This is a genomic window from Chromobacterium sphagni, assembly GCF_001855575.1.
Taxonomy (GTDB): domain Bacteria; phylum Pseudomonadota; class Gammaproteobacteria; order Burkholderiales; family Chromobacteriaceae; genus Chromobacterium; species Chromobacterium sphagni.
Genome location: NZ_MKCS01000001.1, coordinates 1,527,285 through 1,548,541, shown reverse-complemented (window position 1 = coordinate 1,548,541; position 21,257 = coordinate 1,527,285). Strand labels below are relative to the sequence as shown.

17 protein-coding genes are annotated in these 21,257 nt (G+C 66.1%); 9 read left to right on the top strand and 8 right to left on the bottom strand.

The genetic code is table 11. The features are described from left to right. Positions 1-53 precede the first annotated feature (53 nt). Together BI347_RS07450 and BI347_RS07445 are read left to right on the top strand one after the other, a co-directional pair. On the top strand, positions 54-1,256 hold the full coding sequence (locus tag BI347_RS07450) for a citrate synthase family protein (RefSeq protein ID WP_071114181.1): 1,203 nt from the start codon (positions 54-56) through the stop codon (positions 1,254-1,256). A gap of 99 nt (positions 1,257-1,355) precedes the next feature. Then, positions 1,356-3,089 carry a GGDEF domain-containing protein gene (locus tag BI347_RS07445; RefSeq protein WP_071115615.1) on the top strand — a complete coding sequence of 578 codons (1,734 nt, stop codon included), beginning with the start codon at positions 1,356-1,358 and terminating at the stop codon, positions 3,087-3,089. An 81-nt stretch (positions 3,090-3,170) separates the two neighbouring features. Here BI347_RS07445 and BI347_RS07440 read toward each other — a convergent pair whose 3' ends face one another. Beyond that, positions 3,171-4,292, bottom strand: a complete 1,122-nt coding sequence (locus BI347_RS07440; RefSeq protein ID WP_071114183.1) for a hypothetical protein — start codon at positions 4,290-4,292, stop codon at positions 3,171-3,173. Between the two features lie 244 nt (positions 4,293-4,536). Next, positions 4,537-5,385 (bottom strand): pirin family protein, encoded by an 849-nt coding sequence (locus tag BI347_RS07435; RefSeq protein ID WP_071115614.1) that lies wholly within the window; start codon positions 5,383-5,385, stop codon positions 4,537-4,539. Between the two features lie 128 nt (positions 5,386-5,513). Between BI347_RS07435 and BI347_RS07430 the strand changes: the two genes are divergently transcribed. The 6 genes from BI347_RS07430 (at position 5,514) to BI347_RS07405 (ending at position 14,244) form a co-directional block, all read left to right on the top strand. Next, positions 5,514-6,422, top strand: a complete 909-nt coding sequence (locus tag BI347_RS07430) for a LysR family transcriptional regulator (RefSeq protein ID WP_071115613.1) — start codon at positions 5,514-5,516, stop codon at positions 6,420-6,422. A gap of 123 nt (positions 6,423-6,545) precedes the next feature. Continuing rightward, the gene (locus BI347_RS07425; protein ID WP_071115612.1) at positions 6,546-8,789 is read left to right on the top strand and encodes a M9 family metallopeptidase; all 2,244 of its coding nucleotides are present in this window, start codon (positions 6,546-6,548) and stop codon (positions 8,787-8,789) included. A 184-nt stretch (positions 8,790-8,973) separates the two neighbouring features. Next, on the top strand, positions 8,974-9,807 hold the full coding sequence (locus BI347_RS07420) for an AraC family transcriptional regulator (protein WP_239690843.1): 834 nt from the start codon (positions 8,974-8,976) through the stop codon (positions 9,805-9,807). An 87-nt stretch (positions 9,808-9,894) separates the two neighbouring features. Continuing rightward, on the top strand, positions 9,895-11,322 hold the full coding sequence (locus BI347_RS07415; RefSeq protein ID WP_083338744.1) for a sensor histidine kinase: 1,428 nt from the start codon (positions 9,895-9,897) through the stop codon (positions 11,320-11,322). Beyond that, positions 11,319-13,760, top strand: coding sequence for a two-component system response regulator (locus BI347_RS07410; RefSeq protein WP_071115611.1), 2,442 nt, complete (start codon positions 11,319-11,321; stop codon positions 13,758-13,760). The genes BI347_RS07415 and BI347_RS07410 overlap by 4 nt, the downstream gene beginning before the upstream one ends. A gap of 163 nt (positions 13,761-13,923) precedes the next feature. Next, positions 13,924-14,244, top strand: a complete 321-nt coding sequence (locus BI347_RS07405; RefSeq protein ID WP_071114188.1) for a hypothetical protein — start codon at positions 13,924-13,926, stop codon at positions 14,242-14,244. Between the two features lie 53 nt (positions 14,245-14,297). On the opposite strand, the gene BI347_RS07400 is transcribed toward BI347_RS07405, so the two are convergent. Genes BI347_RS07400 through BI347_RS07375 form a run of 6 tightly spaced genes read right to left on the bottom strand, consistent with a single transcriptional unit; the run spans position 14,298 to position 20,408 of the window. Further along, positions 14,298-14,735: a GNAT family N-acetyltransferase gene (locus BI347_RS07400; protein ID WP_071115610.1), complete on the bottom strand. Its 438-nt coding sequence runs from the start codon at positions 14,733-14,735 to the stop codon at positions 14,298-14,300. Then, the gene (locus BI347_RS07395) at positions 14,732-15,658 is read right to left on the bottom strand and encodes an EamA family transporter (protein ID WP_071114189.1); all 927 of its coding nucleotides are present in this window, start codon (positions 15,656-15,658) and stop codon (positions 14,732-14,734) included. The genes BI347_RS07400 and BI347_RS07395 overlap by 4 nt, the downstream gene beginning before the upstream one ends. Beyond that, complete coding sequence (locus tag BI347_RS07390; protein ID WP_071115609.1) at positions 15,655-16,899, bottom strand: class-III pyridoxal-phosphate-dependent aminotransferase; 1,245 nt, start codon at positions 16,897-16,899, stop codon at positions 15,655-15,657. Before BI347_RS07390 ends, BI347_RS07395 begins: the two co-directional genes overlap by 4 nt. Beyond that, the gene (locus BI347_RS07385) at positions 16,886-18,382 is read right to left on the bottom strand and encodes a hypothetical protein (RefSeq protein WP_071115608.1); all 1,497 of its coding nucleotides are present in this window, start codon (positions 18,380-18,382) and stop codon (positions 16,886-16,888) included. The genes BI347_RS07390 and BI347_RS07385 overlap by 14 nt, the downstream gene beginning before the upstream one ends. Positions 18,383-18,401: 19 nt before the next feature. Beyond that, positions 18,402-19,403 (bottom strand): hypothetical protein, encoded by a 1,002-nt coding sequence (locus BI347_RS07380; protein WP_071114651.1) that lies wholly within the window; start codon positions 19,401-19,403, stop codon positions 18,402-18,404. A gap of 15 nt (positions 19,404-19,418) precedes the next feature. Beyond that, positions 19,419-20,408, bottom strand: a complete 990-nt coding sequence (locus BI347_RS07375) for an iron-containing redox enzyme family protein (RefSeq protein ID WP_204378013.1) — start codon at positions 20,406-20,408, stop codon at positions 19,419-19,421. Between the two features lie 506 nt (positions 20,409-20,914). Between BI347_RS07375 and BI347_RS23490 the strand changes: the two genes are divergently transcribed. Continuing rightward, positions 20,915-21,235, top strand: a complete 321-nt coding sequence (locus BI347_RS23490) for a hypothetical protein (protein WP_139167188.1) — start codon at positions 20,915-20,917, stop codon at positions 21,233-21,235. Positions 21,236-21,257 lie beyond the last annotated feature (22 nt).

The window sequence follows — 21,257 nt, the reverse complement described above, 5'->3', positions numbered from 1 at the left end:
AATAATTGTCAACGTTGATTAATATAATCAACATATCTTCAAAACTGCCCGCCATGCCCCACTACCTGAGCTCCGCCGAAGCCGCCGCCCGTCTCGGCGTCTCCAGACAAACGCTGTACGCCTATGTCAGCCGCGGGCTGCTGCATGCCGACAACGATGGCGGCCAGAGGGAAAGCCGCTATCTGGCGGCGGAGGTGGAACAGCTGGCCGCCCAGCGCACCCGCGGCCGCAAACCCAAGGAAGTGGCCAAGGCCACCCTCAACTGGGGGCTGCCGGTGCTGGAGTCGGCCATTACGCTGATCGAGGACGGGCAGCTGTACTACCGCGGCGAAAACGCGCTGGACCTGGCCGCGTCGCGCGGCCTGGAAGAGGTGGCCGCCCACCTGTGGCAATGCGACGCCGGCGCGGCCTTTGGCCCGCTCGCGCCCGCCTGGCCGGCAACCATGCCGGCGCTGATGGCCCATCATCGGGGACGCCGCGCCGAAGAGGCGCTGCTGCCGCTGTTCACCGCGGCCAGCGAAGACGCGCCCACTGCGCTGTGGCAGAAGTCGGCGCCGCGCCAGGCCGAAGGCTGCGGCGCCCTGCTGCGGCTGATGGCGGCCTGCCTGCTGGGCGCGGCGCCCGACGACGCGCCCATCCATCTGCAATGCGCCCGCGCCTGGGGCGTAGATGCCGACGGCGCGGAACTGATCCGGATGGCGCTGACGCTGTGCGCCGACCACGAACTGAATGCCTCCAGCTTCACCGCCCGCTGCATCGCATCAACCGGCGCCAGCCTGCGCGCCGCCGTGGTGGGCGGCCTCGCCGCGCTGACCGGCGGCAAGCACGGCGGCACCACCGCCCGCGGCGAAGCCTTATGGGATGAGATAAACGACGGTGATATCGGCGGAAAGATGCGAGAACGGCTGGCAAGAGGGGACGATCTGCCAGGTTTCGGCCACCACCTCTACCCCAACGGCGACGTGCGCGCCATGGCGCTGCTCGCCCGCATCCTGCCGGGCGATCCCCGGCCTCAGCGCATCGTCGAGCAGGCGTTCGCACTGGTGGGGCAGCATCCATCGGTGGACTTCGCGCTGGTGGCGGTGCGCCGGCATCTGCGGCTGCCCCCTGGCGCGGCCTTCGGCCTGTTCGCGCTGGGACGCACTGCGGGCTGGATCGCCCACGGCCTGGAGCAGCGCGGCGGCGAAAACCTGATCCGGCCGCGCGCGGCCTACATCGGCAGGCGGCCCGGCGGCCAGGACCGGCGCGGCGTCTGAGCCGCGGGGAAATTCCCTTGCCGCCGCGCCGCTGCGCATATACTCAATCTTGCACCGCCTGAATGCGCAGAGCGCTGCCTGTCTTGAATTGAATCCTTGATGCGCCTGTCCAAGATATTCACCATAGCCACCGTCCTGTTGTTCGCGCTGATCAGCCTACCGCTGGCTTGGATCATCGACAACGAATGGTCCATCCTGCGCGCGACGGATGACGGGATGGGCGCGATCCAGATTGCCCACCTGGCGATGGTGGCGGTGGAAAAGATTTCGCTGGAGCGCGGCCCGGCCAATGCGCTGCTCGGTTCGTTCTCCACCCCCGCCAAGCGGGAGCGGCTGCGCCAGGCCAGAGCCGCCAGCGACCAGGCCATCCGCATGCTGATCGCCACACTTGACCCCTCCTCCTCCAACGATCACCGCCGCGCGCTGGAAGCCATACGCCAAGCGCAGCAGGTGCTGGACGACGCCCGCGGCGAAGTGGACCACGTCGCCGGCCTGCCGATGCGCCCGACCTCGCCGCAACTGATGGGCGCGGTGCGCCGGATGTACGACGCCATCCCACCGGCGCTGCAAGCGGTGACGGCGCTGTCGTTCCGCGCCGAAAGCGTCTATCCGCGGCTGGCCAACCCTCTGGTCGGCGCCCGCCAGGCCACAGAACTGCGGGAATACGCCGGCCGGCTGGGCTCGCAGCTGACCGCCGCGCTGGCGGAAAACCGCCAGCTGTCGGTAGCGGAGACGCGCTCCATGGACGTGCTGCATGGCCGCATCGACCAGTTGCACCGCACCATCAGCCTGCGCGCCCGCGTGCCGGAAGCCTCCTCCGCCACGCTGCAGGCGGCTCAGGCCATGGAGGAGAACTATTTCGGCGAGGGCATGGCGCTGGTAGACCGCATCACCCTGTACAGCCAGCAGACCCGCGCCTACACGATGGACCCGGCGCAATTCGCCGCCCGCTACGTTCCCACCATGCGCTCCATCGTGGCGCTGCGCGACACCATGCTGTCCGAAGCCTCGCGCGCCGCCTTGGCCCAGCACCGGCTGGCGTTCCGCCATCTGCTGTATGCGGCTGGACTGGGCATGCTGGCGCTGATCGCGCAGCTGGCGCTATTCGCCTACATCCGCTGGCAAGTGGCCAAGCCGCTGCTGGCGGCGGCCGGGCTGCTGACCGACATCGCCGACGGCAAGCTGGATGCGCAGGTCCCCGCCAGCCGCCGGAGCGACGAAATCGGCGAGGTGCTGGCGGCCATCGCCATCCTGCGGCGGCACAGCCTGGAAAAACGCCGGCTGGAAGGCGAGCGGCAGCGCCTGATCGAAGAACTGACCGAAGTGTCGCAGGTGGACTTCCTCACCGGCATCGCCAACCGCCGCGCCTTCACCCAGGCCGCCCAAGCGGAAATCGCCCGCGCCAACCGCAGCGCCTCTCCGGCGACGCTGATCATGTTCGACATCGACTACTTCAAGCAAGTGAACGACCGGCACGGACACGACGCCGGCGACGAGGTGCTGAAGCATGTCGCCGCCATCCTGACGCAGGCCTGCCGCGAGGGAGACCATGCCGGCCGCTACGGCGGCGAGGAGTTCGTCGTGCTGGCCAGCCACAGTGGCGCGGCCGCCGGCGAAGCCATGGCGGAACGCCTGCGCGCCAGCCTGGAAGCCTCGCCGCTCGCCCTCGCCTCCGGGCCGACGCTGACGGTCACCGCCAGTTTCGGCGTCGCCACGCTGAACGAGGATCGTCCCACGCTGGAGTCGCTGCTGGCAGCCGCGGACCGCGCGCTGTACACGGCCAAGCGCCAGGGCCGCAACCAGGTGCAGGTGGCTGAACCGCCGCTGTCTTGAAACCGCCGCCAAGGCGCAAGCCGCCCTATTTCGTTACATGCCGGGGAACGCTCGCCCGCCGGAATCAAGGCCGGGCGGGAGTCAGCCATCCCCATCCTCCGAGCGGCGATGCGCCGCCACTCTGCGGCTTTTTTCCGCAGCCCGCGCCTCCCAAGCCGCCCTCGACCGCTTGCCCGCCTCCGCCAGGAGTCGCCGACTCTGGGGCCGAGGGACGTTGGCCGCGCCGTTTTTCGCCAGTTGGGTCAGCAGATCGGGAATGAAGCGCTCGGCGAAACCGAAGAAGAACGCCCACACCGCCATCTTTCCGTAATCCGACCCTTGCTGCAGATAGGGAAGCGCCGAATCATGGCACGACGCCAGCGAGGCACTGAAGCTGGGCGCCAGCTGCGTGCTTAAAAACGCCCCGCCGAACCCGCCGGCAAACAGCCAGAACCCCAGTATGCCGAACACTGCGCCGCTGGCCAGCGCCAGGTACAGGCTCCACGAGCCCTCCATCAGCATGGCGACACTCGCGCCCGATTGTCCATTGGTGCTGGTTTTCTCGCCAACGCTCTGGATGCGTTGCAAAACGCTGGCGAAAGCGCCGAGTATCCCGAAAGTGGCCGACAGCGCCAGCCCGGCGTCGGTTGGACTGCCGCTCAACCACCAGTAATAGATGCCTCCCAGCAAAGCCATCGCCAACGTGAACAGGCCTAGTCTCAGACGCAGCCGGTCCAGCGCCCTTTCGCGGCGCAAGGACCGGAAATAGCGTTGCTGCCCCAGCAATACCGCAGCCCTCAATTCCGCCCTGCCCGCTGCCGGCTTGCCGCCGCGAGCCCCGGCCAATGCTCCGGCCAGCCCATCCGCCGCGCCTCCCCACCGCTCGGCCATGCACGCCGCCTCGCAATACTCCAGCGATGGATCGACGTCGGTCGGCCGGATCAGCACCAGCATGTCGTCGCTGGCCAGTTCGGCGCAGAGCATCTCCAGTTCGAACAGCTCGCCCCAGGTGTAATTCTCTTTTCGCAGCAACTCATCAGCCCGCCGCTTCAAAGTTTCGTCTCCCCTGGAGCTTGGCAGAATGATCCGGACGGTGGTCTGCACCCTGAGCACATAACCATAGGCGCTGCGCGCCACTTGCCGGGTCTCGGCGCTGGAAGGTTCGGCAGTAGCCGGCGGCCGGCCGGCGCCGGTAAACCATAGCTTGAATGGAAGGGCGGGCATTGCGGCTCCTGACTGGCCTGGCGACTGCCGGTGGTCGGAAATCAGGGCAAGCAAAAAAGAGCCTGTAGCCGCCATGCCTGCGGCGACAGACCGGACCGGCTCGCGCGAGGAACGGCAGCCGATTTTGTCAAAACAGAGAAACTGTCGCCGCTATTTGGCGACCTGGGCGCCAATTAATTCAAGCTAGTACGAATACTTAGGACGCCACGCGATGCGCAAAACAGGATGCGCCCATGCAAAGCGGCTATAGCCTTCCCTGCGCCCGCAGCTCCGCGCCGATGCGCTCGATTTCCGCTTCGCCCGCCGCCAAAGTTTCCGCACGGCTGTGCACCGAGTAATAACCCAGCGCCAGATCGTGCGGATGCTTGGGCGCGGAGCCCAGCACGAAGGCCGCATCGCCGGCGGCGACAAATTCGATGGCCGCGCCGGTCTCGGCGAACGCCGCCATCTCGCCCGCCGCCAGCGGCGCATCCTCGCCAGCCACCCGCAGGCTGCCGGCATTCAACGCCACCCAGGCCACATCGTGCCCGGCCGGCGGCGTGAACGTCCAGCGCTCGCCATCCTTCAGGCTCACCGCCAGATACGTCACCCCGACCGGCGACGGGATCGGGCTTCTCAGCCCGCCATAGCCGCCCAACAGGACTCTGGCCGGGCCCTGCCGCGGAATATGCTCCGGAGCGAGGTACATGCTTTCCGCCGGGGCCAGCTCCAGTTCGGCCGGCAAGGCCAGCCACAGCTGAAAGCCAGTCATGCGGCGCGAGGCGGCGGTGGGTTCGCTGGCATGCCATACGCCCTTGCCGGCGCGCATCCACTCGACGCCGCCGGCGGGCAGCACGCCTTTGGCCCCGGTGGTGTCCTCGTAGACCGCTTCGCCTTCCAGCAACCAAGTGAAGGTGGCGATGCCGGAGTGCGGGTGCAGGCCGAAACCCTGCCTACCGGCGGAGAGATCCAGGTCGAACCAGTCCAGAAACACGAAAGGCTTCAGTTGGCGCCCCAAGCGGCCCGGGCTCATCAAGCGGGTGACGGGTCCGTGCTGCGCGCCGCGGGTGCGGTGGACGATGGCGCGGGCGAAAACGGTAGCGGCGGTGTTCATGGCGTGCTCCTCTGCAATGGGCTGTCGGCCTGGGCGGCCGAATGAGCGAAGCTTAAGCCCACCCGGATTGACAAACTAGACGGTATGATTGGATTGGACTCATCCAAAAAAACAAGGAATGGCGCAGCATGCTGGACCTCAACGACATCTCGCTGTTTGTGCAGGTGGCGCGCCACGGCAGCTTTGCCGAAGCCGGCCGGCGGCTGGGTCTGCCGCCCAACACCGTCAGCCGCCGCATACAGCAGCTGGAGCAGCGGTTGGGCGTCCGGCTGATGCAGCGCTCCACCCGCAAGCTCGCCCTCACCAGCGCCGGCCAGGCCTTTCACCAGCGCTGCGCCGGCGCGGTGGACGGCCTGCTTGAGGCCGGACAGGAGCTGCTCGGTGGCAACCCGCAACCCAGCGGACAGGTGCGGGTGGCCGCCACCGCCGATTTCTTCGACTTTTTCCCGATGGAGTGGGTGGCGGAATTCCTGGCAGCACACCCGCAGGTGCAGGTGGATTTCGTGCTCAGCGACGCTCAGGTCGACCTGATCGCCGAACGTATCGACATCGCCTTCCGCGGCGGCACGCTAGCGGACTCCGGCTATGTCGGCCGGCAACTGCCGGGCGCCGGCAGCGGCGGTCTGGTGGCCAGCCCGGCCTATCTCGCCGCGCGCGGCGCGCCGCTGACGCTGCAGGACCTGGCCCGTCATGACTGCGTGATCCCGACCCGGCCCGGCGGCCGCGCCGGCTGGCGGCTGACCGGCCCGGACGGCAGGGAGGAGGAGGTATTGGTGGCCGGCCGTTTCAGCGGCAACACCGCCCAGGCGCTGCGCCGCGCCACCCTCGCCGGCCTGGGCGTCGCCCTGCTGCCCCCGGCCCTGATCCGGCTGGACCTGGAGGCCGGCAAGCTAGCGCCAGTGCTGCCGCAGTACCAGCGGTCCGGCCAGGGGCTGAACCTGCTGTATCCCAGCCGCAAGCATCTGCCGCTGGCGGTGTCGGCCTTCATCGAACTGGTGATGGCCAAACTGACCGCGCCCGGCGAAACGCCGCGCTGAGCCGCCCGCGGGCGGGATTTGGCAAATCTGCGCGCGCGGGCAGCGAGGCGCGCCAAGAAATCCGGGAGGGCGGTTGGCATGATGGCGGACATCAGGGACAGGCCCTGATTTCCGGAGACGAACATGCACAAAGCCCCTCTCGCCGCGCTATGCCTCGCCATGGCCGCAGCGCTGCTCTCGCAATCGGCGCTGGCAGCGCCCAAGCTGCTCAAAGCCCCGCACCAGGCACAGGCCAGGCAGAAACAGGCCGCGGCCCCGCGCCTGTGGCAGCACCGCCCGCCGACCGACGCCCAGGCCCGCTACCGCCTGCCCGACAACCGCAGCGTAATCGGCAAGCCGCTGCGGAAGCTGACGCGCCACGCCGCTACCCCGCAATGCCAGGACATGAACGCGATGGCCGGATACAGCGGCGCGGCCTTGGCCAACTACCTGGCCAGCCTGCCCGACTACACCTGCACCTACGGACTGTTCGCGCTCGACGGCAAGCTGGCCGCCAGCCTCTACGCCCCGGCCAACCTCAACGCGGTGGCCAGTCGCTTCGCCCAGGAAGCCGCCGGCTACAACGCCGGTTCGATGGCGCTGGTCAACCTCACGCTCTACCTGCGCGCCGGCTACTACCTGGCCAGCAGCGGCACGCTGCCGACGCTGGACGCCAATCTGCAAGCCGTGTTGCGCCCCGGCATCAAGCAACTGGCCGACAGCCCCGCGCTGTTCGCCGCCAACAGCCAAGCCCCCACCACCGCCAACGAGGTGATGACGCTGATCACCAATATGGCCGACGAGGCCTATTACCTGCCCAGCATCCGCGCCATCGTCCAACGTTACACCAATAGCGCCAGCCAGCCGGCCGCCGCCCAGGCCTTGCGCGAAACCACCGCCGCCCAGGGCTTCACCGGCGCGTTGACGGTGCTGTTCTACGCGCATGGCCGCAGCGCGGCCGCGCCGCTGCTGCAGAACGATATCAGCTACTCCGCCGCGCTCACCCAGTTCGTCCAGGCCGACAAGGCCAGCCTGATCGGCACCGAAACCGCCTACCAGCTGGGCGACGCCACCCGCGAAGGCCTGCGCTTCATGCAGTACCCTGCGCTCAAGCCCGCCATCAAGCCGCAGGTGAAAGCCATCCTGGCCGGCAGCAGCATGGCCGGCAGCGACAACGAACTGTGGCTGGCCTCGGCCGAAGCGGTGAAGTACTACGACGCCGCCAACTGCAGCGAATACGGCACCTGCAATTTCGAGACTAAGCTTGCCGACGCCATCCTGGTCAACCGCTACACCTGCAGCCCCACCATCCGCATCCGCGCCCAGGAAATGACCACGGACCAGATGCAGTCATCGTGCGCGCTGCTGCAAAAAGAGGAGTCCTACTTCCATCAGATGCTGCAAACCCGCAACCAGCCCGTGGCCGACGACAACAACACCTCGCTGGAAGTGGTGGTGTTCGACGACTACGACAACTACGCCAAGTACGCCGGCGTGATCTACGGCATCGGCACCGATAACGGCGGCATGTACCTGGAAGGCAATCCGGCCGATCCGGCCAACCAGGCGCGCTTCATCGCCCACGAGGCCTCATGGCTGCGCCCGACGTTCAAGGTGTGGAACCTGGAGCATGAGTACATCCATTACCTGGACGGCCGCTTCGACATGTACGGCGATTTCGCCGCCGCCACCCAGCAACCCACGGTGTGGTGGATAGAAGGCCTGGCCGAATACCTGTCGCTGCGCAACGACAACCAGGCAGCTATCGACGCCGCCAAGAGCGGCAACTACAAGCTCAGCCAGATCTTCGGCAACACCTACGGCATGGCCGACTACGTCACCCGCGCCTACCGCTGGGGCTATATGGCCACCCGCTTCATGATGGAGCGCCACCGCGGCGATGTGGACGCCATGCTGCCGCTGTTCCGCAAGGGCGACTATGCCGGCTACATGGGCCAGATGAAGCAGATCGGCGCGGGCTACGACGGCGAATTCGCCAGCTGGGCGCAAAGCGCCACCACCGCCGGCCAGCCGCCGCTGCCTCCCGCCACCGGCTTGCCGCCGTGCAACGAGGGCTACCCCAACCGCCTGGGCAAGAACTGCTCGCTCAGCGGCCAGTCCTCGTCCGGCGCCAGCTACGCCGCCATCCTGCTGCCGGCCGGCGCGCGCAATCTCCGGCTGTGGACCAGCGGCGGCAGCGGCGACGTGGACCTCTACGTGGCCAAAGACCGCTACCCGACCGCCGGCAGCTACGACTACTCCTCCACATCGGCCGGCAACGAAGAATCGGTCAGCATCGCCGCGCCGCAGGCCGGCCACTGGTATTACCTGACCCTACAGGCCAGGCAGCCGTTCGCCAACGTCATCGTCAGCGCCAGCTACGAATAAGCGCCGCCGCCAAAACCACGCAGGCCATGCTTGACGCATGGCCTGTTTTCTTATCGCCGCGCGGATTGCGCCAGCCAAAACTTGCAAAGCGCATAGACATGGAGCATGTTATTTTCAACAAATGCCAATGTAATAATTGGCCAATTTGATGGAATTAATCATGTAATCCCGAGGACCATCCACCATGTTGATGCAAGCGCAGCCTTCCCACCTGATCAGCGAGTTGGCCGCCGTGCGCGCCATGGCCGCGCTGTTCGACCATCTTCCCGACGTGGTGTTCGCCGTCAAGGATCTGGACAGCCGCTACCTGACGGTCAGCGAAGGCTGCGTCGGGCGCTGCGCGCTGCGCCACCGCTGGCAGGCGGAGGGCCGCACCGCGCATGAGCTGTTCCCCAGCGCGATGGCCAACCGCTACCGCGACCAGGATCTGGCGCTGTTCGCCGAACAGAGGCCGCTGCGCAACCGGCTGGATCTCACCGTGTATCCCGACGGCTCGCCCGGCTGGTGCCTCACCAGCAAGCAGTCGCTCTACCACCCGGACGGCCAGTTGCTGGGCCTGGTCTGCATCTCCAAGGACCTGGCCGAGCTGACTAGGGAAAAGCTGCTGGACGAGCGCTTCGCCGCCTGCGTCGACCACATCCAGGCGCATTACCACCGCCCGCTGCGGCTGGAGGAGCTGTGCGACCTGTCCGGCCTGAGCATAGGCCAGCTGGACCGGCGCATGAAGCGGGTGTTCCAGGCCTGCGCCGGCGAATTCATTCGCCGCACCCGGATGGAGGCGGCCTGCCACGCCATCGTCCACAGCAGCTGCTCCTTGGCCGATATCGCCGCCAGCTGCGGCTTTTCCGACCAAAGCGCCCTCACCCGGCTGTGCCGGCAAATGCTGGGCCTCAGTCCCCGCCAGCTGCGGTTGCGGACTCCGGCCGGCTATGGCGGGCAGCCGCCTCGCGCCATACTGGTATTTGCACCTAGTAAAGCTACTGAGCACATCGCGCAGCACAAAGACATACCCTTATAAGTGGATATCCAGCCGGCACACGCCGCCGCACCAACCGCCGCTCTCAGTCCGCCCCGACGCCGAAGCGCCCTGCCATGAGAAACCGCGATGTCGACCATCGAAAGTTCCGCTCTGCCGGGCATCAGCGAGAGCGACGCCTGCTTCCGCTTGCTGGTGAGCTGCGTGGACGACTACGCAATCTTCCTACTGGACACCGAAGGCCTGGTGCGCAGCTGGAATCCCGGCGCCGAGCGCATGCAGGGCTACCGCGCCGACGAGATCCTCGGCGAGCACCTCAGCCGCCTCTACCCCCCGGAAGCCGGCGTCGCGGCGCGGGCAATGCGCGAGCTTGACGTCGCCCGCCTGGAAGGGCGCCATTGCGGCGAAGACTGGCGCGTGCGCAAGGATGGCAGCCGTTTTCTCGCCGACATCGTGCTCAAGCCGCTGCACGACCCGCAGGGCGTGCTGCGCGGCTACGCCGAAATCATCCGCGACATCGGTCCGCGCAAGCGGCTGGAAGAACACTTCCATCAGGTGGTGCAAGAAGCGCACAACGCGATGATCATGGTCAACGCCGCCGGCGCCATCACCCTGTTCAACCGGCTGGCCGAATCGCTGTTCGGCTACGAATCGCACGAGCTGCACGGCATGCAGATGGAGCGCCTGGTGCCGGAACGCTTCCGCAGCCAGCACGGCCAGCTGCGGCATACCTATCTGCGGCAGCCCGAGGCGCGGCTGATGGGCGTGGGCCGCGACCTGTTCGGCCTGCACAAGGACGGCAGCGAGTTTCCGATCGAGATCGGGCTGAACCCGATAGAGACCGAGGACGGTCCGATGGTGCTGGCCGGCATCGTCGACATCACCTCGCGCAAGCAGGTGCAGCGCCAGCTGGAAATGGCGCTGCTGGAGAAAACCACGCTGCTCAACGAGGTGCACCACCGGGTGAAGAACAATCTGCAGGTCATCATCAGCCTGCTCAATATGCAGACGCATTATGTCGAGGAGGAAAGCACCCGCCACGTGCTGCAGGACAGCCAGGCGCGGGTGCGCTCGATGTCGCTGATCCACCAGTTGCTGTACGAGCGCCGCGACTTCTCCAAAGTGGATCTGGGCGAATACCTGCAGCGCATCAACCAGCTGCTGCTGAGCAGCTACGGCCTGCTGACCCGCCAGCTGCAAGTGGAACAGGACGCGCCGGAGGGGCTGGTGTATCTCGAACTGCAGCGCGCCACCCCCTGCGGCCTGCTGATCAACGAGCTGCTGACCAACGCGCTCAAGCACGCCTACCCGGCGGGCAGCGGCACCATCGACATCCGCCTGTCGCTGGAGGACGACAAGCACGCGCTGCTGGTAGTGGGCGACCACGGCATCGGCATGCCGGCGCTGACCCAGCCCGGCCAGTCCAAGTCGCTGGGACTGCAGCTGGTGCCGATGCTGGCCGAACAGATGGGCGCGCAACTGAGCATGCACGACAACCAGCCCGGCGTGCGCTTCGAGGCGCGCTTTCCGGTGTTCGGCGCGGGGAAGTTCATATGACGAACTTCCGCATCCTGATCGTGGAGGACGAGCGCATCATCGCGATGGACCTGCAACTGCAACTGCAGGCATTGGGCTACATCGTCTGCGGCGTGGTGGCCAGCGGACATCAGGCAATAGAAAAGGCCATACAGCAGCGCCCCGATCTGGTGCTAATGGACATCCATCTGGAAGGAGCAATGGACGGCGTGGAGGCGGCGCGCGAAATCCACCGCCGCCTGCGGGTTCCCATCATCTTTCTCAGCGCCTACGCCGAGGACGCCACACTGCTGCGCGCGGAGAGCGCGCTGCCTTACGGCTACCTGGTCAAGCCGGTATCCCCGCGCGAGCTGCACGCCACGCTGCAGATGGCGATGGTGCGCTTCGGCATCCAGCGCGACAGCGACGAGCAGGTGGAACGCTTTTGCAAGGCGATGGTGGCGGCACAGCTGGAAGTGTGGGAATGGCATGTCGAAATCGACCAGATGAACGTGTTCAGCCTGAACGAGGAGACGCTGCTGTCGCCCAGCTCGGTGCTCAGCGAAACCATCCGCCACTTCCTGCAACAGATCGACCCGCGCGACGAACCGGCGGTAGCCCAGGCCATCGAACATACCAGCCAGGGCGGCGGCAGCTTCAACGTCAGCTTCCGCCTGCGCGCCGACGCCCCGGCCGACACGCGCTGGATGGAGGCCCACGGCAAGCGCTTCGACGACGGCGAGCGCGGCGGCCGCCTCATCGGCGTGATGCAGGACGTCACCGAGCGGCGCCGCACCGAGGAAAAGCTGCGCCAGGCGGTGACCGTGTTCGAATCCACCGCCGAAGGCATCGCCATCCTGGACGCCGAGCGCAGGGTGATTTCGGTCAACCCGGCCTTCAGCCAGCTCACCGGCTACCCCGCGGAAGAAACCCTGGCCTGGCCTGACATTGACACGCTCTATCAAACCCCGCACAGCGCCCCCTTCCTGGCGCAACTGCGCCAGGGGGAACCCCAGACCTGGCAAGGCAACGCCAACTACCTGCACAAGAACGGCGCCGCACTCTGCATCTGGGAAAGCATCAGCATCGTTCCCGGCGCGGACGGCGTCATCGGCAACTATGTGCTGGTGTTTTCCGACATCAGCTCGGTGCTGGCGGTGCAGGAGCAACTGGATTTCCTGGCCAAGCACGACCCGCTGACCAATCTGTGCAACCGCCGCATGCTGCATGACCACCTGGAATACGAACTGGCCCAGGCCACGCGCCACCACAGCATGATGGCGGTGCTGCTGATAGACCTGGACCACTTCAAAACCATCAACGATTCGCTGGGCCACGGCCTGGGCGACCAGGTGCTGGCAATCGTGGCCCGGCGCCTGCAAAGCTGCATGCGCGCCAGCGACACCGTGGCAAGGCTGGGCGGCGACGAGTTCTGCATCGCGTTCGGCGACATCGACACGCTGAGCGATGTAGACCAGGTGGCGCAAAAACTGCTGGCCCAACTGGCCGAGCCGGTGGTGCTGGAGCACATGACCTGCTACGTCACCGGCAGCATAGGCATCGCGTTGTTCCCCACCGACGGCGCCAGCGTGGAGGAACTTCTGCGCAACGCCGACCAGGCCATGTACGGCGCCAAGCACGCCGGACGCAACCGCTACTGCTTCTACGCGCCGGAGATGCAAAAGGCCGCGGAAATCCGGCTGCAGATCTCCAGCGGCCTACATGAGGCGCTGGAGCAGAACCAGCTGTTCCTGGTGTACCAGCCCATCGTCGAACTGGCCACCGGACGCGTGCAAAAAGCGGAGGCGCTGCTGCGCTGGCGGCACCCGCAGCATGGCGACATCCCCCCGTCGGCCTTCATCCCGATCGCCGAGGAATGCGGCATGATAGGCGATCTCTCGGAATGGGTGTTCGACGAGGCGCTGCGCAGCGTGCGGGCCTGGCGGCAAGACCTGCATTCGCAATTCCGGATATCGATCAACGTGTCGGCGCTGCATTTTCGCGAACAGCGCAATCACCAGCGCTGGCTGCAAAAACTGGCCGATAGCGGCGTGCCCGGCGACGCGCTGGTGCTGGAAATCACCGAGGGCGTGCTGCTGGATGCCGACTACGCAGTGCAAGAAGCGCTGGAGCGCTACCACGCCGCCGGCATCCGCATCGCCCTCGACGACTTCGGCACCGGCTACTCGGCGCTGTCCTACCTGAAGCGCTACCGGCTGGACTACCTGAAGATAGACCAGTCCTTCGTCCGCCAGATCGCCGAGGATCCGCGCGACCTGGCGCTGTGCGAAGCCATCGTCGTCATGGCGGGCAAGCTGGGGCTGGAGGTGATCGCCGAAGGCGTGGAAACCGCGGCCCAGGCGGCTATCCTGCGGAACAACCACTGCCAGTACGTGCAAGGCTACCTGTACTCCCGGCCGCTGCCGGGCGAGGCGTTTCTGAAACTGCTGCAGAAAAACGGCGGCATCGCCGTGGCCTGACCGCCCTTCGCCACGCGGTCCGGCAAAGCGTGCATCCGCCATCCGCGCCGCAGCCCAGGCAGGCCATGCCGCCATCGGGATGGCGAGTATCTTCGACAAACCTCGCAGGCGCACTCAGCCATGCAAATAAACGGCTGTGCGCCTCCATGCCACGGAGAAACAGATGACTCCCTACCGCGTCACAACCACCCTGCCTATCCTGTGCCTGCTGGCGGCTTGCGCAACCGTTCATGAAACCTACTCCCCCGACGGCCGCAGGGCATACGCGCTGAATTGCAGCGGCATCGCCCGCGGCTGGGACAAATGCTATGAAGCGGCGGGAGAAATCTGCAAGGGCGCGGGCTACGACATCCTTGACCGTAGCGGCGAAGACAGCTCTATCGCCACCGTCGGCGGAGCCATTCATGGCAATGCCGGATCATTCGGCGGTTCGGCAATCAAAACCGGCGAACGCTCAATGGAAATTGCCTGCAAGCCTAATTAAACCGGTTCGGTGACGGGGCGAGCGCAGCACTGGTGGCTTGGGCGGGGCGGTTGCTATTCACCCCGGCTGTAGATATCCGGCCTGTGCAGTTCCATATAACGTTCCGGATGCTCCAACGCGGTGAAGCCGAACGGCTGATACACCCCATGCGCGTTGGAGGTCACCAGCACGATGCGGCGCAGCCGGGCCAAGGCAGGCTCCTGCGCCACCTTTTGCATCAGCAGGCGGGCATAGCCGCAGCCGCGGCATTCCGGCACCACGAACACGTCGCACAGATAGCCGAAGGTGGCCTGGTCGGTCACCACCCGGGCGAAGCCTACCTGGCGCCCGTCCAGATAAGCGCCAAAACAGATGGAGCCGGCGATGGCCTGCTCCACGGTGGCGCGCGCGATGCCTTTGGCCCAAGGCGCATGATCATGCAGGAAGGCATGAATCAAGCCGACGTCCAGCCGGTGCTTGTCGGTGGAGAGATACAGCGAATCGTCGTTCATCGGTGCGGTAGTCCCTTTATCGTCAGGTGGGCGCGCTGCAGCCAGCCCTTGAACGCGCCCAGCTTGCCGGCGTAGGTGTTCAGCGCCAGCGCCGCCACAATCAGCGCGGAAGCCAGGATGCTCAAACCATCATAACGCTCCTGCAGGATCACATAACCGCCCAACAGGCCGAATACCGGGCTGAGCAGCGAAAACGGCGCCACCAGCGTGGCCGGATACAGGCTGAGCAGCTTGCCCCAGCTGCCCAGTGCAAACAGCGTGCCGATCAGAGCCAGGAACAGCAAGGCCAGCAGCCCGGTCCAGGTGAAATGCGCCAATACGCTCCACGCCGCGGCGGGACCGCCCTCCAACGTAAACGACAGCAGCAGCAAGGGCAGCGGCGGCACCACGCTCATCCACACGGCGAAGCCGAACATGTCCACCTTGCCGGAACGCTTCAGCTCGATATTGCCCCAGGCGAAACCAGCCGCTCCCAACAAGGCCAGCAACAGCGGCAGCAACGGCAACGCGTCGTGATAGCGGGCATAGCCCAACAGCAGCACGCCTAGCAGAGCCAGCGCCATCACCGCCTTCTGCACGGCGGAGCGGGTTTCCTGCAGCAGCACATTGGCGAGCAGCAAGGTAATGAACACCTGCACCTGGGCCAGCACCGACACGATGCCGGCCGGCATGCCCAGCTTGATGGCGGAAAACAGCCCGGCAAACTGGATCACGCCCAGGCACAAGCCAGCGCGCAGATACAGCCGCCACGGCAGCGTGGGCCGGGGAAACAGCAGCACGCCCACGGCGAACACCACCACGAAACGCAACGCCGCCAACAACAGCGGCGGGCATTGGGTGAGACCTATCTTCACCACGATGAAGCTCAGGCCCCAGATGGCGGCCACCAAGATCGCCAGCAGCACGTGTTGGATTTTCATCATGTCGTCGCCTCCTCTTCCAGCGCCGTGACCGCGCGCTGGCATGCGTTCAGAAAATAATCCAACTCCGCCCTTCCCACCGTCAGCGGCGGCAGCAGGCGCAGCGCGTCCGGATCGTGCGCGGCGGGCGCGGTGAGCACGCCTTCCGCCAGCAGCTGCAGCCACAGCGCGCCGGCAGCCTGCTCGCCAAAACGGCTCTTCGCCCGCGGCGTGGCGCGCAAGGCCAGCATCAGCCCCACGCCCTCCAGCACAAACGGACCGTCCGGCCAGGCGCGGCGCAGATAGTCCGACTGCCCGGCGGCCCTGGCCGGCGCGTCCAGGCCGCGCAGCGCTTCCAGCATGTGCAATCCGCAGCGCAGCGCCAGCCGGTTGCCGCCAAAAGTGGAGCCATGGATCTTGGCGCAGCCGGGCCGGGCGAACACCGCCTGGTAAATGGCATCGCGGTACAGCAGAGCCGACACCGGCAACACCCCGCCGCTCAGCCCCTTGGCCAGCAGCAGCATATCCGGCGGCGGTCCGCCCAGCGCCTGATAAGCGAACCAGGCGCCGCAACGCCCCAAGCCGGACTGCACTTCGTCATAGATCAACCAGGCGCCATGCTGGCGGCACAATGCCGCCAGCCGGTGCAAGGCATCGCCGCTCCAGGCGCGCGCGCCGGCGGTGCCCTGCACCGGTTCCAACAATACCGCCGCCACGTCGTTCGCCGCGAGCGCCCCCTCCAGAGCGGCCAAGTCGCCCCACGGCAGCCGAAGACAATCAGCGTCCGCCGGCAGGCCCTGGCGCCAGAAGCCACTGCCGGCCAGCTGGGTGGCGGCCAGCGTCAGACCATGGAATCCGCCGTCAAAGCCGATCGCCCGCGCGCGGCCGCCGGCCATCCGCGCCAGTTTGAGCGCACCCTCCACCGCCTCCGCGCCGCTGCTGGCGAACAAGGCCTTGCCGCCCGGCAGGCCCGCCAGCCCCAGCAAGGGCTCCGCCAGAGCACCGGCGGCTTCGGACCAGCCCAGCGGATGCAGATTGGGCGCAAGATCCCGCAGGTCTTGCGCCAGCCGCGTCAACAGCTCGGGCGGGTTATGGCCGATCGCCGCCGCGCCGTAGCCGGCGACAAAGTCCAGCAGGCGGCGGCCATCGTCCAGGCACAGCCAGCAACCATCGGCGGCCAGCGACTGCGCGTCCAGCCCGCACTGGCGCAAAACCTCCAGCCAGGCCGGATTGACGCAGGCCTCGTAAGCGTCAATCCCGGTCATGCAGCGCCACGTAGCTGTCCAGCGAGCACATGGTCAACCGGGTTTGCGCGCCGTAGAAGTCGGCCACCTGATCCATCGCCCGCAGGTTCAGCTCCAGCAGATAGGCCAGATTGCCCAGCGCCCAGCGCTGGGTTTGCGGCGACAGCACCGATATCTCGCGGAAGAACAACCGCGACAAGGCGGCGTGGTTCAGTTCCAGATTGAGATCGTCGTGGCGCTTGGCCACGCGCTGGTAATCGGCGCGGTCCTCCACCAGCGACTCCAGCCGCTGGTGGACCGGATTGTCCATGCCCGGCATGCCCTCGGTCACCATGATGGAGCTGAGATAGCCTATCGGATCGTAGCGGCCCAGCACGGTAAAGGCATCGACATAGGCCTGGAACAAGGGCAGCGGCAACGCCTGATCCAGCCACGACGACGGCACGCCCAGCGCCTCGCAGGTGGCCCGCTCAAACGCCTCGTGGCCCAGCTCCTCCTGAAAATAGCGGTACACCCGCTGCTTGAGCGGCGTGCGCAGACGCTTGGTCATCAGCGGCGCGATGATCTCGACGAAACGCTGGGTGACGTGATACTGCTCGACAAACAGTCCCTGCACCAGCGGACTGAAGCTGGCGCCATCTGCGTTCACCCGCTGCACGTAGCGGGACTCGCCCAGTTGCGACAGGCTCTCCAGCGCGAACTGCTCGGCGCGGCGCATGAAATTGACGCCGCTGTCCGGATCGGTCACTGCCAGCCGACCCGACAACCGGCGTCGCGCCTGCGGCAGCGGCGCCAGCAGCAGCAGATCCACCAGACACAACAGGTAAGCCTCGATATGCGCCGGGCAATAAAATCCCATGCTGTCCGGCCTGTCCGCCTGCGGCAGCCGGGCGACTCTGCGGCCGGCAAGGCCCGACGCATCGGCAAAGCCGTTCAACACCCGCCGCCACAGCCCGATCATCTGCGGCATATTGTCAGCCAGATACAGTTTTTGCAGATAGAAGGTTTGCAGCGCGAAATTGTCGCTCCACTCCGGCTCGCCGATGCCGTCCACCGCGAAGGCGTCCGCCTGCGGCGGTGGCTCGTCCAGCAAGTTCAGCATGATCAGCGTCACAGGCGCGTAGAGGCTGCGGTGCGCCGCGGTGGCCTCCAGCAGCCGCTCCACACAGCGCTGCGCCAGCGCTTCCAGCTCCAGGCGCCGCCGCTCCAGCGCGGAATGGTCGGCCGGCGCGTCGCGGATCAACGACAACTCGTCCAGTTGCCGCGCCAGCGACAGCTGCCAGGGCTGGGCCGAGCCTTGGTGGATGTCGAACCAGATCTCAGCGCCGGGATTGGCCATCGCCAGCACGCTGTCCAGCACGCGGCCGCCGTCCACCCCGGTGAAATTGATCTCGTACTCGCAGGCATCGGCGGCCAGCACCACGGTCTGGCCATCCTCGGCCAGATGCGCGCTGAACGGCACCAGATGCGGCATGCGGTAGTGACTGATCTGCCAGGCTTCCATGTCCCGCCTCCTCGGTTTTCTACAGGTACAGGCGCGGTATCGCGGCGTCGTCGCGGCTGTAGTAGTCGATGATCTCCTCGTCCTGCAGCGCCATGGTCTCGATGGTCAGCACCAGGTTCTTCTCCACCACCAGTTGCTCCTCGCGGCCGATGGCCGAGATGTCCTCCAGCAGCTCGCCGGTGATGTCGTCGTGCCCCAGCGTGTCATTGATGTGGGCGTGGCGCAGCAACGGCTCCCAGAACGGCTTGGACAGACCTGCGCTCTCGCAGCAGCGCACCAGCGCCTGGTTGAACTGATCGCCGGGCATCTCGAACAGGAACAGCACGCTCTTGAACGACAGCAGGTGCTGGCGGGCGAACACCCCCAGCGCCGAACACAACGCGAAAGTGGAAGGCAGCGGTTGCATGTAGTCGAGGCCGGCCACCTCCATGTCCACGCTGGCCAGGCTTTCCGCCAGCATCTGGTCGTGGTCCAGCTCGGACATCAGGAAACGCTGCAGCGAGCGCTGGTTCTGCCGGCTGTCGGCATGCGACAGCGCGGAGGCGATCAAGCCCGGCGCGGCGCGCACCAGGCAGTAGTATTCCAGCGCGTAGCCGATCAGCACGTTGCGCGGCGCGGCGCCGTCGGCCAGCATGCCGTACAGCCGCGAGCGGCTGCGCTTGCGCATGGTGCGCTGGGCCAGGTTGCGCAGGCGGGAGTTGAACTCCAGGCCGGAGATGGCGTCGGCCGGCAGCTCGAACCGCCCCTCGGTCACCAGGCCCAGCCGGTCCAGTTCCTCCAGCAGCCCAGGCAGGCTGGCGGCCATGGCAGGATGGGAAGCGCTCAGCTCCGGCAGGCTGGCCGGCGCGCGCTGCAGATCGTCGAGCAGCGCCAACAGCTCGCGCCGGCCCTCGTCCGCTACGGACAGGTCGCAGGACTGGTCGCGGTACAGCAGCGCGATACCGTCTTCCTGCTCCTGGATTTCCACCCCGGCGCGCAAGGCCGGACAGTGGAACAAGTCGTGGACACCGGGAGCATGCATGGCTTCCGTCCTCGCTCAGTAATCTTCGATGCGGCGCAGCAGCGGCCCGTCGCCGGAGTAGTGCCGCCACACCGCGCTGTAGAAAGCGTCGTACAGCTCGACAAACAGATGGGTCTGCGCGTGCATGCGGCGCACCGTCTCCAGGTCCACCACATCGATCTGCGAGAAGATCTGCCGGGTGAGACTGCCGTGCTCGCCCTTGAGGTTGATGTCGGAATGCGCCTTGACCGGCCGCAGGAAGGCAGGGTCCAACCCCAGACGGTAAGCGGCGTCGAGGAAGGAGTCCTGGCGGATATCCTTGCCCTCCAGGATGCCCAGCGTGGTGAAGAAGAACAGCGGGTCGTTGTGCGACCAGTAGGCCAGCGCGTTGCACAACGCCATGGTCTGCGGCAGCGGCACGGCGCGCGCCAGGTCTTCCCGGCTGATGCCGATGCGGTTCAGCGCCTGCAGCAAGAGTTCGTCGTGGCCGTACTCCTCGGCGAAGAAGGCGTTCATCGCCAGCCTTACTCTGGTATTGGGCACGTAGGACAGCACCGGCGCGTCGAAATAGCTTTCGCGGAACAGGAAATGGTAGTTTTCTATCACCATGCCATGAAACACTTTTTCCGGGATATCGCCGGGTTGGCTGGCATTCTGGCAGTTCACCCAGAACGCATTGCGGTACAAGGTCTGGTACAGCAGATGGTTGGACAGGTCCTCGATTTCCAGCAGGGTTTCCATGCCGGTCTTGCCGGCGGCGGGGGCAACCGACCGGATCACGCCGTAATCCTCCAGGCTGGCCAGCAGATGCCGGATGCTGTCCGCCGACTGGCGCGGCAACGCGTCCTGCACCTCCGCCTGGCTGCAGCCTTGGACCAGCCGCGACACCAGCTCCGCCACTTCCGCCGCGCTAGCCTGTCCGGCGGAGATTTCCAGCTCCTCGTCGCCAGCGGTCTTCACCACCAGCGGCGACTTCGAGATCACCGCGCCGTTCAGACAATAGCGCGCTTCCGGATGATAGATCACGTCATCTCCTCCCCAGAGCTGCCGGCCGCCGGTTGGGCCGGCGGCGCGGCATCCGATAGGCCAGGGGGATAAGGTCCTAAACGGCCCCCCGGCCGCACCGGCTTACAGGTGAACCGGCACCAGGACCGGACGCGGGTTGCGGGGTTTGACCACCACCACCGCCTCTTGCATGCTGGTTTGCATTTGGCTCTCCTTTAGCTTGCGAAAAAAACGGCGCCTGGTTATGGCGCCTTCTTATCTTATCCCTGACAATCCCCGCCAGTAACACCAAACAACTGACATAAATAACTGTTTTTAAATGTATTTTGCAAAAATCAGGCTGCTAACCTAGGCAAGTCCACTCCCTCCGGTTCGCCCCGGCAACACTGCCGGTTGCCCGCCCTCTGCCAAGCGGATGGTACGACCCTCCCCGCTCGGCGGCCCAACAACCTACCGTTCTCTACCACCCACCCGCGCTTGACATCATTTCCCGCCCATCTATAACCAGCACAGACGATTTATTCCAAATGAGCGACAATGGCAAGTACAAATACATAAATGGCATATATGTCGCATCCAGAACAACACCTGCCGGTATCGGCCGACTTTCATGCCAAGAAAAATACAGCATTGCTTCGACACCTTCCTGGAAGATAAAGATGAACCTGTTGCAACGCGCAGCCGCGCCGATCAAACAAACTCAAGAACACCTAGGGCCGCTGGCCGAGCTGGCCGGTGCCTGGGTGAGCCACGGTTACAATATGATTGCGGTGCCCGACCACCAGAACAAGCAGATCTTCCGCCTGATCGTCAACGCCACCAAGCAAACGCCGACCTTCACCCCATAGGCGGCCCGGTTACCAACCGCGG